Annotated in this window: 18 protein-coding genes; 8 read left to right on the forward strand and 10 right to left on the reverse strand. The window is 65.0% G+C overall.

Annotation, left to right across the window (positions count from 1 at the left end; all coding sequences use genetic code 11):
* Positions 1-2: 2 nt before the first annotated feature.
* Entirely contained in the window at positions 3-1247 is a 1245-nt protein-coding gene (gene purT / locus IE116_RS04005; RefSeq protein WP_189609973.1) for a formate-dependent phosphoribosylglycinamide formyltransferase, read from the reverse strand.
* A 314-nt stretch (positions 1248-1561) separates the two neighbouring features.
* On the opposite strand from purT, the gene IE116_RS04010 reads away from it, so the two are divergent.
* From IE116_RS04010 to IE116_RS04030, 5 genes are all read left to right on the forward strand, one after another.
* A complete protein-coding gene (locus IE116_RS04010; protein ID WP_229827994.1) occupies positions 1562-2554 on the forward strand; it encodes a tripartite tricarboxylate transporter substrate binding protein in 993 nt (330 codons plus the stop codon).
* A gap of 148 nt (positions 2555-2702) precedes the next feature.
* Complete coding sequence (locus IE116_RS04015) at positions 2703-3563, forward strand: IclR family transcriptional regulator (RefSeq protein WP_189609974.1); 861 nt, start codon at positions 2703-2705, stop codon at positions 3561-3563.
* A 45-nt stretch (positions 3564-3608) separates the two neighbouring features.
* Entirely contained in the window at positions 3609-4892 is a 1284-nt protein-coding gene (locus IE116_RS04020; RefSeq protein ID WP_189609976.1) for an aconitase X, read from the forward strand.
* The gene (locus tag IE116_RS04025; RefSeq protein WP_189609978.1) at positions 4889-5395 is read left to right on the forward strand and encodes an aconitase X swivel domain-containing protein; all 507 of its coding nucleotides are present in this window, start codon (positions 4889-4891) and stop codon (positions 5393-5395) included. The genes IE116_RS04020 and IE116_RS04025 overlap by 4 nt, the downstream gene beginning before the upstream one ends.
* Before the next feature lie 81 nt (positions 5396-5476).
* Positions 5477-5806, forward strand: coding sequence for a PsiF family protein (locus IE116_RS04030; protein ID WP_373302940.1), 330 nt, complete (start codon positions 5477-5479; stop codon positions 5804-5806).
* Positions 5807-5840: 34 nt separating this feature from the next.
* Here the strand turns inward: IE116_RS04030 and epsC are convergent, their stop codons facing one another.
* Positions 5841-6749 (reverse strand): serine O-acetyltransferase EpsC, encoded by a 909-nt coding sequence (gene epsC / locus IE116_RS04035; protein WP_229828369.1) that lies wholly within the window; start codon positions 6747-6749, stop codon positions 5841-5843.
* Between the two features lie 275 nt (positions 6750-7024).
* On the opposite strand from epsC, the gene IE116_RS04040 reads away from it, so the two are divergent.
* On the forward strand, positions 7025-8497 hold the full coding sequence (locus IE116_RS04040) for a M14-type cytosolic carboxypeptidase (RefSeq protein WP_189609981.1): 1473 nt from the start codon (positions 7025-7027) through the stop codon (positions 8495-8497).
* 38 nt (positions 8498-8535) lie between these two features.
* On the opposite strand, the gene IE116_RS04045 is transcribed toward IE116_RS04040, so the two are convergent.
* Positions 8536-9339, reverse strand: coding sequence for an EAL domain-containing protein (locus tag IE116_RS04045; RefSeq protein ID WP_189609983.1), 804 nt, complete (start codon positions 9337-9339; stop codon positions 8536-8538).
* A 199-nt stretch (positions 9340-9538) separates the two neighbouring features.
* On the opposite strand from IE116_RS04045, the gene IE116_RS04050 reads away from it, so the two are divergent.
* On the forward strand, positions 9539-10198 hold the full coding sequence (locus IE116_RS04050; protein WP_229827995.1) for a DUF1345 domain-containing protein: 660 nt from the start codon (positions 9539-9541) through the stop codon (positions 10196-10198).
* A gap of 24 nt (positions 10199-10222) precedes the next feature.
* Here IE116_RS04050 and IE116_RS04055 read toward each other — a convergent pair whose 3' ends face one another.
* A complete protein-coding gene (locus IE116_RS04055; RefSeq protein ID WP_189609985.1) occupies positions 10223-10411 on the reverse strand; it encodes an oxidoreductase-like domain-containing protein in 189 nt (62 codons plus the stop codon).
* 76 nt (positions 10412-10487) lie between these two features.
* On the reverse strand, positions 10488-11621 hold the full coding sequence (locus tag IE116_RS04060) for a pyridoxal-phosphate-dependent aminotransferase family protein (protein WP_229828371.1): 1134 nt from the start codon (positions 11619-11621) through the stop codon (positions 10488-10490).
* Between the two features lie 390 nt (positions 11622-12011).
* On the opposite strand from IE116_RS04060, the gene IE116_RS04065 reads away from it, so the two are divergent.
* Positions 12012-13088 carry an adenosine deaminase gene (locus IE116_RS04065; protein WP_189609990.1) on the forward strand — a complete coding sequence of 359 codons (1077 nt, stop codon included), beginning with the start codon at positions 12012-12014 and terminating at the stop codon, positions 13086-13088.
* An 84-nt stretch (positions 13089-13172) separates the two neighbouring features.
* Here the strand turns inward: IE116_RS04065 and IE116_RS04070 are convergent, their stop codons facing one another.
* From IE116_RS04070 to IE116_RS04090, 5 genes are all read right to left on the reverse strand, one after another.
* Positions 13173-13646, reverse strand: coding sequence for a nuclear transport factor 2 family protein (locus IE116_RS04070; protein WP_189609991.1), 474 nt, complete (start codon positions 13644-13646; stop codon positions 13173-13175).
* A gap of 11 nt (positions 13647-13657) precedes the next feature.
* Positions 13658-14290: a TetR/AcrR family transcriptional regulator gene (locus IE116_RS04075; RefSeq protein ID WP_189614432.1), complete on the reverse strand. Its 633-nt coding sequence runs from the start codon at positions 14288-14290 to the stop codon at positions 13658-13660.
* A gap of 143 nt (positions 14291-14433) precedes the next feature.
* A complete protein-coding gene (locus IE116_RS04080; RefSeq protein ID WP_189609993.1) occupies positions 14434-14829 on the reverse strand; it encodes a tautomerase family protein in 396 nt (131 codons plus the stop codon).
* Between the two features lie 43 nt (positions 14830-14872).
* Positions 14873-15211 carry a c-type cytochrome gene (locus IE116_RS04085; RefSeq protein WP_189609995.1) on the reverse strand — a complete coding sequence of 113 codons (339 nt, stop codon included), beginning with the start codon at positions 15209-15211 and terminating at the stop codon, positions 14873-14875.
* A 259-nt stretch (positions 15212-15470) separates the two neighbouring features.
* Positions 15471-16721 carry a tyrosine-type recombinase/integrase gene (locus IE116_RS04090; protein ID WP_189609997.1) on the reverse strand — a complete coding sequence of 417 codons (1251 nt, stop codon included), beginning with the start codon at positions 16719-16721 and terminating at the stop codon, positions 15471-15473.
* Between the last annotated feature and the right edge of the window lie 125 nt (positions 16722-16846).

A 16846-nucleotide genomic window follows, 5' to 3' on the forward strand; every position in this document is an offset into this window, starting at 1 on the left:
CCTTAGCCTTGGGCCGAGCCGTGCGCCGAGTCAGGTACCGCCCGCGGCGTCACTTTGGCCGAGGCTGCCTTCGCCTTGGCGCGTGCCGCATCCACCGTATCGGCAACGGCGAGCGCGACACCCATGCGGCGCTTCACGAACGACTCGGGTTTGCCGAAAAGCCGGATATCGGTACCCGGCTCGGCCAATGCAGCGGCCACGCCGTCGAATTGCACCGCCTTGGCATCGACACCGCCGTAGATCACGCTGCTGGCGCCGGGCTGGCGCAAGGCGGTCGACACGGGCAGGCCGAGCAGCGCGCGCGCATGCAGTTCAAATTCGTTCTGCGCCTGGGTGATCATCGTGACCATGCCGGTGTCGTGCGGGCGCGGGCTGACTTCGGAGAACCAGACCTCGTCACCGGCAACGAACAACTCCACCCCGAACAATCCCAGGCCGCCCAGTTCGCCGGTGACCTTGAGCGCGATCTCGCGGGCGCGTTCCAGGGCTTTGGCCGCCATGGGCTGTGGTTGCCAGCTTTCGACATAGTCGCCATCGACCTGCACATGCCCGATCGGATCGCAAAAGTGGGTCTGGATCTGCCCATCGGCACCGACCGCGCGCACCGTCAACAAGGTGATTTCATACTCGAACCGGATGAAACCTTCGACAATGACCCGCCCGGCGCCGACCCGGCCGCCTTCCTGCGCGTAACGCCAGGCCGATTCGATGTCTTGCGGACCGTCCAGACGGGACTGGCCCTTGCCTGACGAGGACATGACCGGCTTGATGATGCACGGATAGCCGATGTGATCGAGGGCATCCCGCAGTTCGTCCAGCGTGGCCGCAAAACGGTAAGGCGACGTGGGCAGGCCCAGCGTTTCGGCGGCAAGGCGGCGGATGCCTTCGCGGTTCATGGTCAGCTGCGCAGCGCGGGCAGTGGGCGTGACACGGGCGACGCCAGCCGCCTCGAGTTCCACCAGCAGGTCGGTGGCAATGGCTTCGATTTCCGGAACGATGACGTGCGGCTTTTCGAGTTCGATGACGGCGCGCAACGCGTCACGGTCGGTCATGGATATCGTGTGGGCGCGGTGGGCGACCTGGTGGCCGGGCGCGTTCGGGTACCGGTCCACAGCAATCACTTCGACGCCCAGGCGCTGCAGCGCGATGATCACTTCCTTGCCGAGTTCGCCGGATCCCAGCAGCATCACGCGGACGGCGGAGGAGGTGAGCGGGGTGGCAAGCACGGGGAGGGTGGGCGTCGACATGAGGCAGATCCTGGCGGGGCGGAAACAAGGCTGCCAATGTACCGCGTCAGGCGCGGATCTGCAGGCAGGGGCAGGACCAAAACGTCCATGCAGCAGCCTTTGTTACCCGGTGGCAGAGGCGGCCCGGACCGCTTACGGACGGCCTGCTAAGAAATATGGAATGGCGTTCCAGAATAATTGACTTCGCGGAGTCACTGGATCAGAATCGTGTCCATTCGCTGACCGGTTCCGTTCAATGTCCTGAAACGGCGGTCAGCCAGTCAAGACAACAGGCGCCCGCAGCGCCGGCCGGGCCCGACCCACAAGGAGACACGATGAAAAAAATGCTGCACACCCTTGCCTGTGTGTCGGTGGGGCTGACGTCACTGGCCCTGAGCGCATCCCCGGTGGCCAGCGCGACCCCCACCGCCAAGGACTATCCTTCGCGTCCGGTCACCCTGATCGTGCCCAATGCACCGGGCGGCGCCATCGACATCCTGAGCCGTCTGGTGTCGGAACAGCTGACCAAGACCTGGGGCCAGCCGGTCGTCGTCATGTACAAACCTGGCGCCAATACGGTTGTCGGCACGGATTTCGTGGCGCGGTCGGAACCGGACGGACAGACCATCGGCATGGTGGTGACCTCGCACGTGATCAATCCGGCGATGCGTCCGAAGCTGCCCTTCGATACGATCAAGGATCTGGCCGGAGTGTCGCTGATGGCGACCTCCCAGATCGTGATCACGGCAACGCCGTCCTTTCCGGCCAACTCGATTGCCGAAGTGGTCGCCATGGCCAAGCAGTCGCCGGGCAAGCTCAGCTACGCGTCTCCCGGCAGTGGCAGCTCCATGCACCTGACGGGCGAACTGCTCAAGACCGAGACGTCGATCGACATGCTGCACATCCCTTACAAGGGCAGCGGCCCGGCCTACACCGAAGTCATGGCAGGACGCGTGCCCTTGCTGATCGACCCGCTGTTCTCGTCCATGCCCTACATCAAGGCCGGAAAGCTGAAGGCGCTCGCTGTGGCGGGCGCGCAGCGCGACCCGAGCGCGCCTGACATTCCGACCGTGGCCGAGACCCTGCCGGGCTTCAATGTCCAGAGCATGTTCGGGCTGGTGGTGCCACGCGCCACGCCGCCCGACATCGTCGACAAGATCAGCAAGGACATTGCAAGCGTGCTGGCGACCCCTGAATTCAAGAAGCGCCTGAACGACATCGGCATGACGCCGGTGGGCAACACGCCCGCGCAGTTTGATGCCTACATCAAGACGGAGATGGCGAAGTGGGCCAAGGTGGTGAAGACGACCGGCGCCGTGGCCGACTGACAATGCGCACCGCAGCAGGACAGGAATGTCCTGCCCGACGACTGCGATGCCAGGACGCCTTCCTATAATGGCGACACGATTCGTTCCGCGGATCGTTCCCTTTATAGAGACCGGCTCGCCGCCTGCGGCGCGCTGCCTGGAGACGACGATGGCATCACGCGGCAAGACTTCCCACAGCACTCCGGTAACCGGCGACACCGACGACACGCCCGCGGGCGCGACGGTGTCGGCGCTGGAGCGTGGCATTGCCGTCCTGCGGTGTTTTCGGGAAGACGTGCGTGACCTGAGCAATGCCGAACTGGCCCGGATGACGGGCATTCCAAAGCCCACCGTCACGCGTCTGGCGACCACGCTGGTGGCCCAGGGACTGATGAAGCAGGCGCCCGGCACGGAACGATTTTCGCTCAGCGCCGGTGTGGTGTCGCTGGCGCAGGCCTTCCTGGGCGGCATTGACCTGCGCGCGTTTGCCCGCCCGCACATGGCAGAGCTTGCCGACCAGGCGAATGGCGCGGTCTATCTGGGCGTTCGGGACGGTCTGGATATGGTGCTGGTGGAAACGGCATCCCCTCGGGCCGCGCTGCTGCTGGCGCGCTTGCGGGTGGGGTCCCGGTTTCCGATGGTGAGTTCGGCGCTGGGCCGGGCGTATGTCAGCGCTGTCAGTGATATCCGCGAGCGCGAACGACTTGAATTGCGGCTGCGGGAGTCGGCGGGCGCGGATGAATGGCAACGCCTGGAGGCGGGCTATGCCCGCGCGCAAGACGACGCCGGGCGCCATGGCTACTGCCTGTCGCTGGGCGAGTTCCACCGCGACATCCATTCGGTCGCGGTGCCGCTGGTGGTGCCGGGCGGGGAAATCGTCGCACTCAATTGTGGCGGCCCGTCGTTCCTGTTTTCCGAAGGACATCTTCGGCAGGACGTCGCGCCGATGTTGCTGGCGACCGCAAGGGCGATTGCCAGGGAAGTGGGGGGCTTCGTGCCCGCCCCGGGCCACGCGTCCAACGTGGCCTAGACGCGGCGTCCGCCTGGGTGTGACGCCGCGCATACAGGAGGTGAGATGAGACTGACCGATCACGAGCAGGCGATGTACGACGGCGAGCATGGCGTCGCCCGACAGAAGGCCATGGACCTGCTGGTCCGCTACGGCAATGCCTTGGGGGCCGAGCGGCTGGTCGATACCCGCAACGTGGCCGGCACGATTGGCGCCACGACCCCGTTCATGCGCAAGTATGCCGACGAGGCAGGCGGCCTGGACGCCGTGTTTTCCGAGTTCAACCTGGACTCCCGCGAAGTAGTGCGTATCCCGAAAGTGTCGGTGTACAGCAGCCACCTGCAGCAGGGGATCGACCCGGAACATGCGTCCGAACAGGGTGTTGGCGAAGATGTCGTGCGTATCTTCCGCAAGGGCGACGCCTACAGCGCCGGCCTGGGCGTGCAGTTGTTGAACACCTGCGCGCCCTACCAGGTCGGCAATCTGCCGGCCCGCGGCGAGCACTGTGCGTGGATGGAATCGTCGGCGGTGATCTACATCAACGCCGTGCTGGGCGCCAAGTCCAACGCCGAAGGCCGCGAGAGCACCGGCGCCGCGATGCTGACCGGCAAGATTCCCTACTGGGGATATCACATCGACGAAAATCGCCGCGGCACGCACGCGGTGGAAGTCGACGTGCCGATCGAAAGCATGTCGGACTGGGGCATGCTCGGCTACTTCGTGGGCGATCACGTGCAGGATCGGGTGCCCGTGATTACCGGCATCGGCCAGGCGCCGAACATGGTCCGTCTCAAGCACTTCGGCGCGGCTGCGGCATCGTCAGGCGGCGTGGAGATGTATCACATTCCCGGCTACACGCCGGAAGCGCCGACGGTAGCAGCGGCTTTTGGCGGCAACCGGCCCATCGAGCGTTTCGTGTTCGGCCGCAAGGAACTGCGCGAGACCTATGAAAACCTGAACGCGACGGCGTCCGACGTGGACGTGGACTTTGTCATGCTGGGCTGTCCGCACTACAGCATCGAGCAGATCTGGGAAGTGTGCCAGCTGCTCGAAGGCCGCAAGGTGCACGTCAATTCCAACCTGTGGATCTTCACGCCGCGCGCTACCAAGCAGATCTGCGACCAGAACGGCTACACGCGCATCATTACCGAAGCGGGTGGATTCCTGATGTCGGATACCTGTTCGGCCCTGGGCCGGGTCATGCCGAAAGGAGTCAAGGTGGCCGCGGTCGATTCGGCCAAGCAGGTGCACTACCTGCCTGCGATTATGGGCATCCAGGCGTGGTTCGGGTCGACGGCCGACTGTATCGACGCTGCCGTGACGGGCCGCTGGAACGGGGGCCTGCGATGAGTTCGATCCTGTCTGACGCCTCCAGTACCAGCAGTACCCCTGGCGCCGCGACGCCCACGGCCACGATCACACTGCACGGCCGCGCCATCGTCGGTGGCGTTGCCGAAGGGGAAGCGCTGGTCACGCGCGAACGCATTTCCGGCTGGGGTGGCATCGACCCGCGCACGGGCACCGTGATCGAGACCCGCCATGAACTGCGCGGCGTCTCGTTTGCGGGCAAGGTGCTGGTGTTTCCTGGCGCCAAGGGTTCGTCGGGCTGGTCCGGTCAATTTCACATCGCGCGCATTGCCGGCATGGCGCCGGCGGCCATGTTGTTCAACGAAATGACGACCAAGATGGCATTGGGCGCCGTCGTGACCCATGCGCCGTCGGTGACCGACTTCGACCGGGATCCGCTGTCGGTGATCGAGACAGGGGACTGGGTACGGGTGGATGGCGAGACCGGCACTGTCACCGTCACCAAGCGGCAGGATCCGACCGACTTGCCCCTTCCGAACGGTTGAGCTTTACGGGGTCGCGGCAGATAATGCCTCGATCCGGTCAGCCATCCCGTGCAAGCCGGCGTGCGGTCTCAGGAGCAGGCAATGAAGCGATATCTTGCGAAGGGCGTGAAGCGTGGACTGATGGCTGGGGCATTGTTCAGTGCGATGCTGGCCGGGCCCGTGCTGGCGCAGACTGCGGGGACGGCGGATCCCGCCGCCAAGCCCAAGACCGCGCAGCAGACCAAAATGGCCGAGTGCAACGTCGAAGCCAAAGGCAAGAAGGGCGATGAATACAAAGGCTTCATGAGCCAGTGCCTGAAGGCCAAGCCCATGACGTCGCAGGAAAGAATGGCCTCCTGCAGCAAGCAGGGCGCGGGTCGCAAGGGCGACGACTACAAGAACTTCGTCAGCACCTGCATGAAGGCGGGCTGACACCGCCCGTTCCAGCCGGGGCGGGCGGGCCAGTTCAGCTTTCCGGGCATTCCTGGTGGCTGCTGGCCTGCGTCACATGGCTGCCGGCCGGTACGCTGCGCGTCAGCCACACGTTCCCCCCGATGGTCGATCCCTTGCCAATCGTGATGTTGCCCAGAATCGTCGCGCCGGCATAAATGACGACGTCGTCTTCGACATGCGGATGCCGCGGCAGGCCCTTCTGCAGCGCGCCCGTCTCGTCGGTTGGAAAGCGCTTGGCGCCCAGCGTCACGGCCTGGTAGAGACGCACACGATTTCCGATCACGGCCGTTTCGCCGATCACCACGCCCGTGCCGTGGTCGATAAAGAACGCACTGCCAATCTGGGCGCCCGGGTGGATGTCGATCCCGGTTTGCGAGTGCGCGATTTCGGCAACGATACGCGCCAGCAAGCGCGCCCCGCGGCGATACAGCTCGTGTGCCAGGCGATGGTGGATCAGCGCGACCACGCCGGGATAGCACAGCAAGACTTCGTCGACGCTGCCTGCGGCCGGGTCGCCATAAAAGGCTGCTTCGACGTCGCTGTCCAGCAGCGCCCGCACCCGCGGCAGATTGGCCGCGAAGTCGTGCACGATCGCAATCGCCTGCTGTTCCACGTCCGGAGACGGCGAACCCAAGGTGCGGTGTTCATAGCGCAATGCCAGCCGGACCTGTTCCAGCAATCGGTGCAGGGCGGCGTCCAGCGTATGGCCGACGTAATAGTCCTCGCTGCTCGGACGCAGGTCGGCCGGGCCCAGGCGCAGCGGAAAGAGGGCGCCACGAAACGCGGCGACGATCTCGCGCAGCACGTCGGTCGACGGCAGTTCGCGCGCGCCGGGCTCGATGCGGCGCTGCTGCGCCGACCGCCACTTCATGCGCTCGGCGCGCAGGTCGGCCACGATCTGTTCGAGTGGCCACAGCGGCACGGCATCAGGGCGCGGATGCTGGGCGGATTCGGGTTGGGAAGGCGGGGTGGAAAGGTCGGTCATGGTGTCTTGCTCGCGGAGGACGGCCTCAATCGCCGTCGGTACGATGGATATCGACGATATATAGCACAGCGTGCCCCGGGCGACCGGCGTAGCCCCGGCGGCGGTGTGTGATTGCCGAAAGATTCGCAACGTGACGCAACGATCCCCGCCCGCGGTCACCACCCGGGCGTACGCCTTCAGGGATAATGGCCATTCTTGAACGGAAACGCACCATGAGACATTCCTTCTGGCGCGCCCTCGCCGTCAGCCTGTTGCTCGCCCTGCAAGCCTGCGCCACCGGTCCGGCGCAGCAGTCCGCCGACGTGGCGCGCCTGCGACCTGTGTTCAGCAGCCAATTCGAATCGGGCGGCATTGGCGCGATCCGTGCCATGGACCCGCAGGAAACCACCTGGCGGCTGTCGCTGAAGAACGATAACGACGACCCCGATCTGCCGGCGAGTTTCCGCACCTGGTTCCATGTCAGGATCGCGAACGTATCGCCCGACCGGCCCCTGACGCTGGAGTTCGACGGTTTCGGCTCGCGCTATCCGGTCATGCCGGTGTATTCGTATGACGGCGTGCAGTGGTCCCACTTCCGCGACGACGAGATCAGCTGGCAAGGCTGCCGCGGCCAGGCGCTGGTCAACTGCCGCGCCACGGTCCGGAAAGCCTTTGCCGGTCCGGTGTCCATTGCGCGCACGTTCCCGTACACGACGGCCGACCTGGATGCGTTCCTGAGCAGGCTGGCAGCGTCGCCCCTGGTCAAACGCGAAACGCTCGGTGTGTCGCCGGTCTACCAGAAGCCCATCACGCTGCTGACCATCGATGATCCCCGGCTGTCCATTCCCGGCGTGCCCAAGCGCTATGTGTGGCTGCACGCCCGCACCCATCCAGGCGAAACCGGGCCGTCTTTCCTGCTTGAAGGCCTGATCGCCCGTGTACTGGCCGAGGACGCGGCAGGCGAGTCCCTGCGATCGCGCTACATCTTCAAGATCGTACCCATGCACAACCCCGATGGCGTGATTGCCGGCAACTACCGCACCACGCCAGCCAGCGTGAACCTGGAAGACAGCTGGCGGTTCGATGCCTCGGGCGCCGATGCGCCGGGTCAACCGCCGCCGCCTTATGAAAACCAGGTGCTGTTGCGAGGCGGCATCCTGCCTGTCCTGCAGGCCGGTGGGCGATTCGACATCGCACTGAATCTCCACGCATCAAACGCAGCCGTGGACATGCCAGCGTTCTTCATTCCGCATTTTGGTGGCGACGACGCGTTCGGCCCGGCCGAGCAAAGGCTGTGGCGCAAGCAGCAACATCTGGTCGCCCTCACGTCCTCGTACTACGAGGGCCAGGTCACCACCGAGAACGAAGATGCTGGCGCGGCCTTTCTAAACCACTTCTTTCCGGAAAGCTGGTGGTGGCGGTCGCAGCAGGACCGTGTCAATGCGATCACGTTCGAAACGACGTATGGCAAAGGGGGGCTGGATCGCTGGTTGACGCAAGACGATCTGCGGCGGCTGGGAGACGCCCTGGCGCGGGCGATCAATGACATCGGCAGCGCCAGCGCCGCGTGCGCGCTGGCAAGCGTTCCCTTGCCCGGTTGCGAAGAAGTGGACGTGATGCCGATCGCTCCGGCGTTGCGGTCAGACCCGGTGCCACTGGCGCCGATGGACCTGGCGCCGCTGCAGTCAGACCCGGAATCGCTGTGAAGCCGGGCGCCGCGGCATGCCGTTCCCGCCGCGGCCGCTTACACCCAGGAGGACGGGTTGATCGTGCCGGGCGACTGGAACGCCGGCTTGCTGAACAGATAGCCCTGCATCAGGCGGACCCCTTCGTTGTAGAAGAAGTCGCGTTCGGCGATCGTTTCGATGCCCTCGGCAATGACCTGGATGCCCAGGTCCGAGCAGGTCCGCATCAGTCCCTTGACGATGGCCTGGCGCGGCACGCTTGAATCGATGTTGCGCACCAGGGCCATGTCCAGCTTGATAATGTCGGGCTGGAACTCGGCAAGCAGGGTCAACCCTGCATAACCGGCGCCAAAGTCGTCGATCGCAGTCAGGAAACCGCTGCGTTGGTAGTAACGCAGAATGGACGCAAGCCGCGCGGCGTCTTCCACCCGGTCGCCTTCCGTTGCCTCGAAAATGATGCGCTCGACCGGAAAGTGGTGCTCATGCGCGGCTTCCAGCGTGGTGCGGATGCACACTTCGGGCTGGTAGATGGCATTGGGCAGGAAATTGATCGACAGACGATGCGCCAGGCCAATGTCGGCTGCGCCTTCGATGGCTTTGCGCCGGCAGGCCTGGTCGAACCGATAGCGGTTGTCTTCGGTCACACGGCCAAGCACCCATGACGCGGGCTCGCCCACCGGTCCGCGCACCAAGGCCTCGTGCGCAAAGATCGTATTGTTGTCGAGGTCCACTATCGGCTGGTACGCGTAGCTGAAGTCGAAGCCCAGCGCTTCGCCGTCACGGCAACCGGCGCAGCCGGGGCCATTCACGGTGAATGCAGAGTGAAACGTACCGGTAAATCGGATCGGCGTGATAGAGGACATGGGGAGCATGAGAGGGTTGTTGCATACAACACGGGATACGGCCTAGTTAACGGCAGTTGGACGCGTTGGGATACCCCCATTTCGCGTCGAAGTGTCACAAATCGCAGCGGACGAGCGCCGCCCGATGTCCACTCATGGCGCCAGGCCGCACACTGCCTGGGCTTGCTGCTCTTCCGTTGTTCCTTTCACCGGAGTTGTCGTGACCGCTTCCATCGCTCCCAGAGCCCGATTCATGGTGATTCGCTCGCATCCCCGGCTGTTCGTGGCCGCCTTGATCCTGATCGCGGTGGCGGCTTCGCTCTGGATGAGCCGAACGCCATGGCCCTTGTGCCTGCTGCTGGGCTTCGACGCGGCCGCCTTTTTCTTTCTGTGCACGACGGCCTACGTCTTCGCCAGGTCCACGCCCGAGACCATGCGCCATCGGGCCAGGGAAGAAGATGTGGGGCGGTGGGGGATCCTGTGGACGAGCGTTCTGCTATCGGCCGTGGTCCTGCTGGCCCTTGGCGTCGAACTCCGGCTGGGGAAGGGCGGCGGTGCCTGGCCCGTCGTGATCGCCATTGGCAGCATTCTGCTGTCGTGGCTGTACATGAACGTAATGTTCGCGCTGCACTATGCCCACGGGTTCTATGGCAACTACGGCGCGGCCCATCAGGGGCTCGAGTTTCCGGGCGACGAGCCGCCCGACTACTGGGACTTCGCCTACTTTGCGTTGGTGATAGGCATGACGTTCCAGGTGTCCGACGTGCAGATCACCAGCCGGCACCTGCGCCGGATGGCGCTGGTGCACAGCGTGATTGCGTTCTTCTTGAACGTGTTCATCATTGCGATGAGCGTCAATGTGGTGGCTGGCCAGGCGTAAGCACACCAGCGTGCCGCGCCCGGATCAGCCGGCCGCCTTGCGGCTTGCCTGGCGCAGTTCCCAGGCGCGGAAGTCGTCACGCCATGCCTGCAGGTCTTCGGCGTACAGATCAAAAATGCACGGTTCGCAGCCGCTCTGGCAACACTGATTGTCGCCAGGGCGTTCGGGGGGCTCGGGGGCCGGATCGTCAGCGGGGTGGAAAGTCGTCGTCACGATGCATGCATGAAGCGCCGCCGCAGCCGTCAGAGTCGCCGGCGCGGCGGGCAGTCGAAAAAAGGTCGAAGCGGAATCAGACCAGCGCGTTGTGCAGGCTGTATTCCAGGGTCGCCATGCTGGCAGGCAGGTCCACCTTGCCGCCCATGTCACGCACGGTCGAACCCAGTGCGTGCAGGGTGCGGAACAGGTTGTGGGCGCGGCACTGCTCGCCCATCTGACCGATCCGGACCATGGGCAGGCCGAACGAGCCCGAGATCTCGACGTGATAGCGGTTCGAGATATGCGCGCAGATGTCGGCGTTGTTCATGCCGTCGGGGATGGCAATGCCGACCACCGAGTTCAGGCGGGACGTCGGCGGCGTGAACAGGCGCAGGCCCATGGCCTCGATCCCGTTCTGCAGGGCTTGCGAGCAGCGGTAGTGGCGCGCGAAGCGCTCTTCAAGCGTTTCAGCGCAGACCAGGCGCAGTGCTTCGTGCAAGGCGAGCACGCCGGACACCGGCGCGGTGTAGTGATAGCCGCCCTTGTGCCAGAAATTCTCGGCCAGCTTGGCATCCAGGCACCAGTGCGAATTGGTGGTGGTGCGGTTGTTGATCCGGTCCCAGGCTTCGTTCGAAAACGCGATCAGCGACACGCCGGGGATGGACGACAGACCCTTCTGGCCGCCGGTGATGACGGCGTCGATCTGCCAGTCATCCATTTGCAGCGGCATGGTGCTCAGGGTGCAGACGGCGTCGACGATCACCAGACAGCCGTACTTCTTGGCGGCGCGCGCAATGGCGGGCAGTTCGCGGTTGAACACCGTGTTGGACGTTTCGCCCTGCACGATGGTCAGGCATTCCGGGCGATGCTTGGCGATCAGCGCTTCGACCTCGTCGGCCGGCGCATAGTGGTGGCCGTCCACCTCGAAGGTGATGACTTCGGCGCCCAGGCGGCGCGACATTTCCGCCATCCGCGCACTGAAAAAGCCGTTCACCACGCACAGGACCTTGTGTCCTGGCAGCACCAGGTTGCTGATGGCCATTTCCATGGCCGCCGAACCGGGACCGGCCACACCCATGACCCATTCCGACTTGGTCTGGAAGACATAACGACCCATCTCCTTGACCTGCGAGATGATGGTCGACATCGTGGCGCCCAGGTGATTGATCACCACCGAATTCGCTCGCGCCACCGCCTCGGGGATCGGCACCGGCCCGGCGCCCATCATCAGGAGGGGGTCATCGGGCAGGATGTCGCTCAGGACACGCACTTGAGGCGGCGCGGTGAAGGTCAGCGCGGCATGCGGTGCGGAACGAACGGGAGTGGAGTCGTCAACGGAACGGAGCAAGGGGGTCGGCATACGAAGTTGTGCAACAAAAGAGAAAGGGGGCACGCGACAGTGACGTTAGCACACCGGCCGCGACCGCCCCGAATGGTAATCTACGCGGTCCGGCGCACCAGGCGACGGGCCCGCATTCCGGGCGCCGGACGTGTCTTCAAGTGGAACACATTCCTTCGTCAAGCACGCTGAACGCGCGCCGCAGCGCCCCCATTTTTGTGGCCGCGCGACAATCGATCCTCGTTCGCCGTGCGCGTCGAGTTGCCACGGAGCCCGACCATGTCCTTGTTTGCCCCCACAACCTCTGCCAACACCTCGTTTTCGGATTCGCCGCTGGCGCGCAGGCTCTGCGCCATGCCCAAGGCCGAACTGCACATGCATATCGAAGGCTCGCTCGAGCCCGAGCTGATCTTCGCCCTGGCCGAACGCAATGGTGTCACCCTCCCGTATGCGTCGGTCGACGCCCTGCGCGACGCCTATGCCTTTACCGACCTGCAGTCTTTCCTGGATATCTATTACGCCGGCGCCAGCGTCCTGCTGACAGAGCAGGACTTCTACGACATGACCTGGGCCTATGTGGAGCGCGCCCTTGCCGACCACATCGTCCACACCGAAATCTTCTTTGATCCGCAAACGCATACGGCCCGCGGCGTGCCGGTGGACGTGGTGGTAAACGGCATTGCCCGCGCGCTGGACGACGCAGAATCTCGGCACGGCCTGTCGAGCCGGATGATCCTGTGCTTCTTGCGCCACCTGCCGGAAGAGGATGCCTTCGCCACCCTGGCGGCTGCCGAAGCCTGTTTCAAGACCGTGCCGCGGCTGATCGGCGTCGGGCTGGACTCGTCAGAGAAAGGCAATCCGCCCGAAAAGTTCGCCCGCGTGTTTGCCCGTTGCGAAGCATTGGGCCTGCGCCGTGTGGCGCACGCCGGTGAAGAAGGCCCGGCCCAGAACATTCGGGATGCCCTCGACCTGCTGCACGCCGAACGAATCGATCACGGCGTGACCGCGATCGAAGACCAGTCGCTGCTGATACGCCTGGCCAAAGAAAAAATCGCGTTGACCGTGTGCCCCTTATCGAACGTGAAACTGAAGGTATTCGACGACATGACGGCGCACAGCCTGCCCATCCTGCTGGACGCCGGCGTGGCCGTTACGCTCAATTCCGACGATCCCGCGTACTTTGGCGGCTATCTGAACACCAACTATCTGGCGGTGTTCGAGGCGCTGCCGCTGGGCGAAGAGACCGCGTATCTGCTGGCCCGCAACAGCCTGGAAGCGGCGTTTGCGACCGACGAGGAGAAGGCGCGCTGGGTGGTGCAGCTGGATGCCTTCTGGGCGCAGACGGCGGCCGCGTAAGGACGGAAGCGGCGCTTTGTCCGCGCCGGTTGAACGTGCCGTTCGCTGCCGCGTGGCGGTTGTGCGCCGCCGGTTGGGAAATCATCAGAAGCCGAAGTGCTCCAGCCCCGGGTGGTCGTCGGGCCGACGGCCTTGGGGCCACAGAAAGGCCCGGTCCGACGCCTTGATCGCCAGGTCGTTGATGCTGGCGTGCCGCTCTGCCATCAGGCCGGCGGCATCGAACGCCCAGTTCTCATTGCCATACGACCGGAACCAGTTGCCCTGGTCGTCGTGCCATTCGTACGCAAAACGCACAGCTATCTGGTTGTCATGGAATGCCCATAGGGACTTGATCAGGCGGTAGTCATGCTCGCGTGCCCATTTGCGTTCCAGCAGCGCAATGATTTCCGGGCGGCCGGTAGCGAATTCGTTCCGGTTGCGCCAGCGGCTGTCGACGGTGTAGGCCAGCGCGACCTTGGCCGGATCACGGCCGTTCCACGCATTTTCAGCCAGCCGCACCTTGAGCGTGGCGGTCGCGTAGTTGAAAGGAGGCAGGGGCGGGCGCTCGGCGTCGGACATGGCGGGACCTATCAGTGGGTGGGTGAAAGAGGGGGTGACGGGGTTCCAGTCGCCCCCTGTGCGGCAAGCAGCGCGGCGCCGGCCGCCTGCGCGTCTTGCGCGGCGGTGGCATTGCCGCTGACCAGGGCAACGGCGATCGCGCCGTCGATCAGGATCAGCCACTGGCGGGCAAGGGCAGCGCGGGCGGCGTCGGACGCATCGAGTCCGGAAGCCGTTTCATGAATGAAGGCCAGCAGGTCCGCCTTGTGCTCGCGTGCAAGCATCCGGATCGCCGACGTCGCATCGCCGATTTCGCCCGCTGCATTCAGGAATGCGCAGCCGTGGTAGCCCGGGTCGACAAACCAGCTTTCCAGTACGGTGAACATGCCGAGCAGCCGGCTGGCGGCATCGTTCCCGGCCGCCAGCGTCCGGGTGCGGAACCAGTGCAGCCAGCGGTTATGGCGGGCCCGCAAGGCGGCCACCACCAGCACGTCTTTCGACCCGAAGTGTGCGTAGACGGTTTTGCGGGACGCGCCCGAGGCTTTGACGATGGCGTCGATGCCCGTCGCGTGTATGCCGTCGCGATAGACAAGGGACTCGGTCGTTTCGAGCAGGCGGTCCAGGGGATCAAGCGCGGGGCTGGGGTCGGGATGGCGGGGCGTCATGTCGTGCATGGTAGAACGATCGTTCTCCGGTGGGCAAGCTTTTTCGGCGCTGTGATTAGTACGGTGCCGGTGAGTAGAGGGTCCCCGAATTGGTAGTTGCACTCTGGCAGCGAGAGCACGCTGCCGCTAGCACTCCCGCCGGATCAAGCTTCGCCTGGCGTCCAGTCGGGGCTGTAGCCGCCGAGCGCCGGGTGGTACATCTCGTCGCCGTCGTGCTGGGTGAACTCCACGTTCAGCCGGTCCTCAGCCAGCCCCAGGATCTCGATGCAGTGAGCGCATAGCGCACGAGCAACTTCCATGCGCTGTTCGGCCGGCCTGCCGCGGCGAATGTCGAGCATGAGCATGGATACGGGGATCGGGTTGCTGCCGGGTTCCTCAATGCGCCAGACGCCACCTTCGCCCAGTTCCCGGATCGCTACGCTGATGCGGCGGATGTCGACCGACATCATGCGCGCATAGGTCTCGCACATGCTGGCGGCGAGCCGCTGTTTGGCGTCGGCCGGGTAATGGTCGTTCACGTCGAGCTGAAGGTAGGGCATGGAAGGCCTTGCTGATAGGGGAGCGGGTTTGCGCTGTAGGGGATCAGGGCGCGGGCAGCCGCGACACCATGTAGTCCACGGCGGCTTTGATCTCGTCGTCGGTGCAGGTGGAACAGGTGCCGCGGGGCGGCATCCAACCCAGGCCCTTGATCACATGGGTGGTCAGGGTGCCGGGCGGCTGCGCAAGGCGGGGCGCCCATGCGGCCTTGTCGGTCAATTTGGGGGCGCCGCGCATCCCGTAGGTGTGACACGACGCGCAACTGACGCTGTACACCGACGCGCCCGAGCGCGCTGGTTTGCCGGTCGAGGCGGCGACCTGCAGCGGGGCAGGCGATGTGGCCGCGGCGCTGGCCGAGGCCGCCGCCAGGGCAAGGATTGTCATTGACCGGGCCAATGCGCGCACCGGCGCCCGCGCCAATGCCTGTGCGGCGAGCCGCGACGTGCGAGAAATGGCAGGCCGGGCAAAGCGGGGGGCCGACAAGACGGCAAGGAAGCGAAGGTGAAGCATGGGGAAAATTACCCTGTGGACCCTGAACCCGGCCCTGACCCGAACGTGCAGGCGAACCGGAGCCGGAACCCGCACGCAGCGTCGCGGGCAGTGCGTGGAAGTGCATGGAAGACATTATGACCGACACGATCGGTCACCACCCCAGGCGGTGGCCGTCTTCGGTCGCCTGGTGGCGCGCAACGTCGTCGCTGTGCAGGTAGCGGCTGGTGGTGGTCAGTGACGCATGGCCCAGGTTGTCGCGCACGTGGCGCAAGTCCATGTCGCCGGTCGCCATGGCGGACCCGGCCGTGTGGCGCAGCCAGTGGGCCGATGCCGCGGCAAGGATGTCCGCGGTGTGCGCGTGCTCGGGCCCCCGGGCGCGCACGCGGTCGGCGGTCCGCGCGAACACCTGCTTGGCGATGATGTGGAGGGCGCTGCGTGTCATGGCGCGCGCCTTGCCGCCGATGGGCGCCAGCAGCGGCTGCGTTTCGCCGACCGCAGGCTCGGGCGACAACCCCAGCGCGCGGCGGTAGGTGGCCAGCTCGTCCATCAATTCGGTGGTGGCCGGCACGAGTCGCAGCTTGTCGCCCTTGCCCAGGATCTCGAGCCACCAACGTGTGACACCCGCACGGTCCCGCCGTGCAAAAAAAGCCCCCATCGTGTTGTTGGCAACTTCGGATATCCGCATGCCGCTCAGGTACAGCAGCGTGAACAGCCAGCGTGCGCGGTGATAGTGCTCAAGATCCCGCGGGGTATCACGGGGCAGACCCGCGATGGTGGTTTTGACCTCATCCCACATCGTGTCATCCAGGTAGCGCACGACACGAGGGGCGGCGTGCCGTTGCCGCTGCCTGAACAGCGACAGCGGATTGCCGGCCAGATAACCGGCGTGCACAAGCCATGAAAACAGCGTGTTCAGGATGACGATGGCCTGGCGCTGGCTGGCGGGGGAGAGCGGCCCGGCGAAGGGGCGCCAGCCTGGATCCCCCCGCGCCCGTTTGCGGCCGGCGGGCATGACCCAGCGGTCCACGGGTTGGGGGTCGGCCAGAAATCGCTGGTAGGCCAACAAGTCTTCATGTGTCAGGGACGCCAGCGGCTTGCGCAGCTCGATGACACACCAGAGCAGCAGGCGTTCGGCCTCCTTGCGGTAACTGTCAAAGGTCGTTTTGGTCTGCGCAAATCGGGCGAGCCAGGCTTTGAGCGCATCGATGTCGGCGTTCGCCGCAATCTGCGACCGCGCAGCGACGGCGCGATTGCTGCCGGCGCTGCCATCCAGATCGGCGGAAAGCGTTTGCAGCAGGGTCTGGAAGGTCGACAGGGCAGGGGAGTGGTGCGGAGCGGAAGGGGCGATGGGGCATGCGTCGATGCCGAGGTTGCCGGCCGCCGGCACCCATGTTTGAGTCATTACGCCACCATCTCCTGTGTCACACCCCAATCCATCTTCAGTCGGTCCAGTTGACCCCCGAGCGCCACCGACCCATTCCAGCGTCTGACTGAACAAACGCTTTCAAGCCGGTCGGCGTCATTATT

Origin of the sequence: Pigmentiphaga litoralis (assembly GCF_014651835.1) — a bacterium.
Lineage (GTDB): Bacteria > Pseudomonadota > Gammaproteobacteria > Burkholderiales > Burkholderiaceae_B > Pigmentiphaga > Pigmentiphaga litoralis.

Excerpts from the sequence above, each read along its gene's own strand:
- IE116_RS04040 (WP_189609981.1), top strand. The coding sequence starts at position 7,025 with ATGAGACATTCCTTCTGGCGCGCCCTCGCCGTCAGCCTGTTGCTCGCC.
- IE116_RS04015 (WP_189609974.1), top strand. The coding sequence starts at position 2,703 with ATGGCATCACGCGGCAAGACTTCCCACAGCACTCCGGTAACCGGCGAC.
- IE116_RS04010 (WP_229827994.1), top strand. The coding sequence starts at position 1,562 with ATGAAAAAAATGCTGCACACCCTTGCCTGTGTGTCGGTGGGGCTGACG.
- purT (WP_189609973.1), bottom strand. The coding sequence starts at position 1,247 with ATGTCGACGCCCACCCTCCCCGTGCTTGCCACCCCGCTCACCTCCTCC.
- IE116_RS04090 (WP_189609997.1), bottom strand. The coding sequence starts at position 16,721 with ATGACTCAAACATGGGTGCCGGCGGCCGGCAACCTCGGCATCGACGCA.
- IE116_RS04080 (WP_189609993.1), bottom strand. The coding sequence starts at position 14,829 with ATGCCCTACCTTCAGCTCGACGTGAACGACCATTACCCGGCCGACGCC.
- IE116_RS04060 (WP_229828371.1), bottom strand. The coding sequence starts at position 11,621 with ATGATGGGCGCCGGGCCGGTGCCGATCCCCGAGGCGGTGGCGCGAGCG.
- IE116_RS04045 (WP_189609983.1), bottom strand. The coding sequence starts at position 9,339 with ATGTCCTCTATCACGCCGATCCGATTTACCGGTACGTTTCACTCTGCA.
- IE116_RS04070 (WP_189609991.1), bottom strand. The coding sequence starts at position 13,646 with ATGTCCGACGCCGAGCGCCCGCCCCTGCCTCCTTTCAACTACGCGACC.
- IE116_RS04065 (WP_189609990.1), top strand. The coding sequence starts at position 12,012 with ATGTCCTTGTTTGCCCCCACAACCTCTGCCAACACCTCGTTTTCGGAT.
- IE116_RS04020 (WP_189609976.1), top strand. The coding sequence starts at position 3,609 with ATGAGACTGACCGATCACGAGCAGGCGATGTACGACGGCGAGCATGGC.
- IE116_RS04025 (WP_189609978.1), top strand. The coding sequence starts at position 4,889 with ATGAGTTCGATCCTGTCTGACGCCTCCAGTACCAGCAGTACCCCTGGC.
- IE116_RS04085 (WP_189609995.1), bottom strand. The coding sequence starts at position 15,211 with ATGACAATCCTTGCCCTGGCGGCGGCCTCGGCCAGCGCCGCGGCCACA.
- IE116_RS04075 (WP_189614432.1), bottom strand. The coding sequence starts at position 14,290 with ATGACGCCCCGCCATCCCGACCCCAGCCCCGCGCTTGATCCCCTGGAC.
- IE116_RS04030 (WP_373302940.1), top strand. The coding sequence starts at position 5,477 with ATGAAGCGATATCTTGCGAAGGGCGTGAAGCGTGGACTGATGGCTGGG.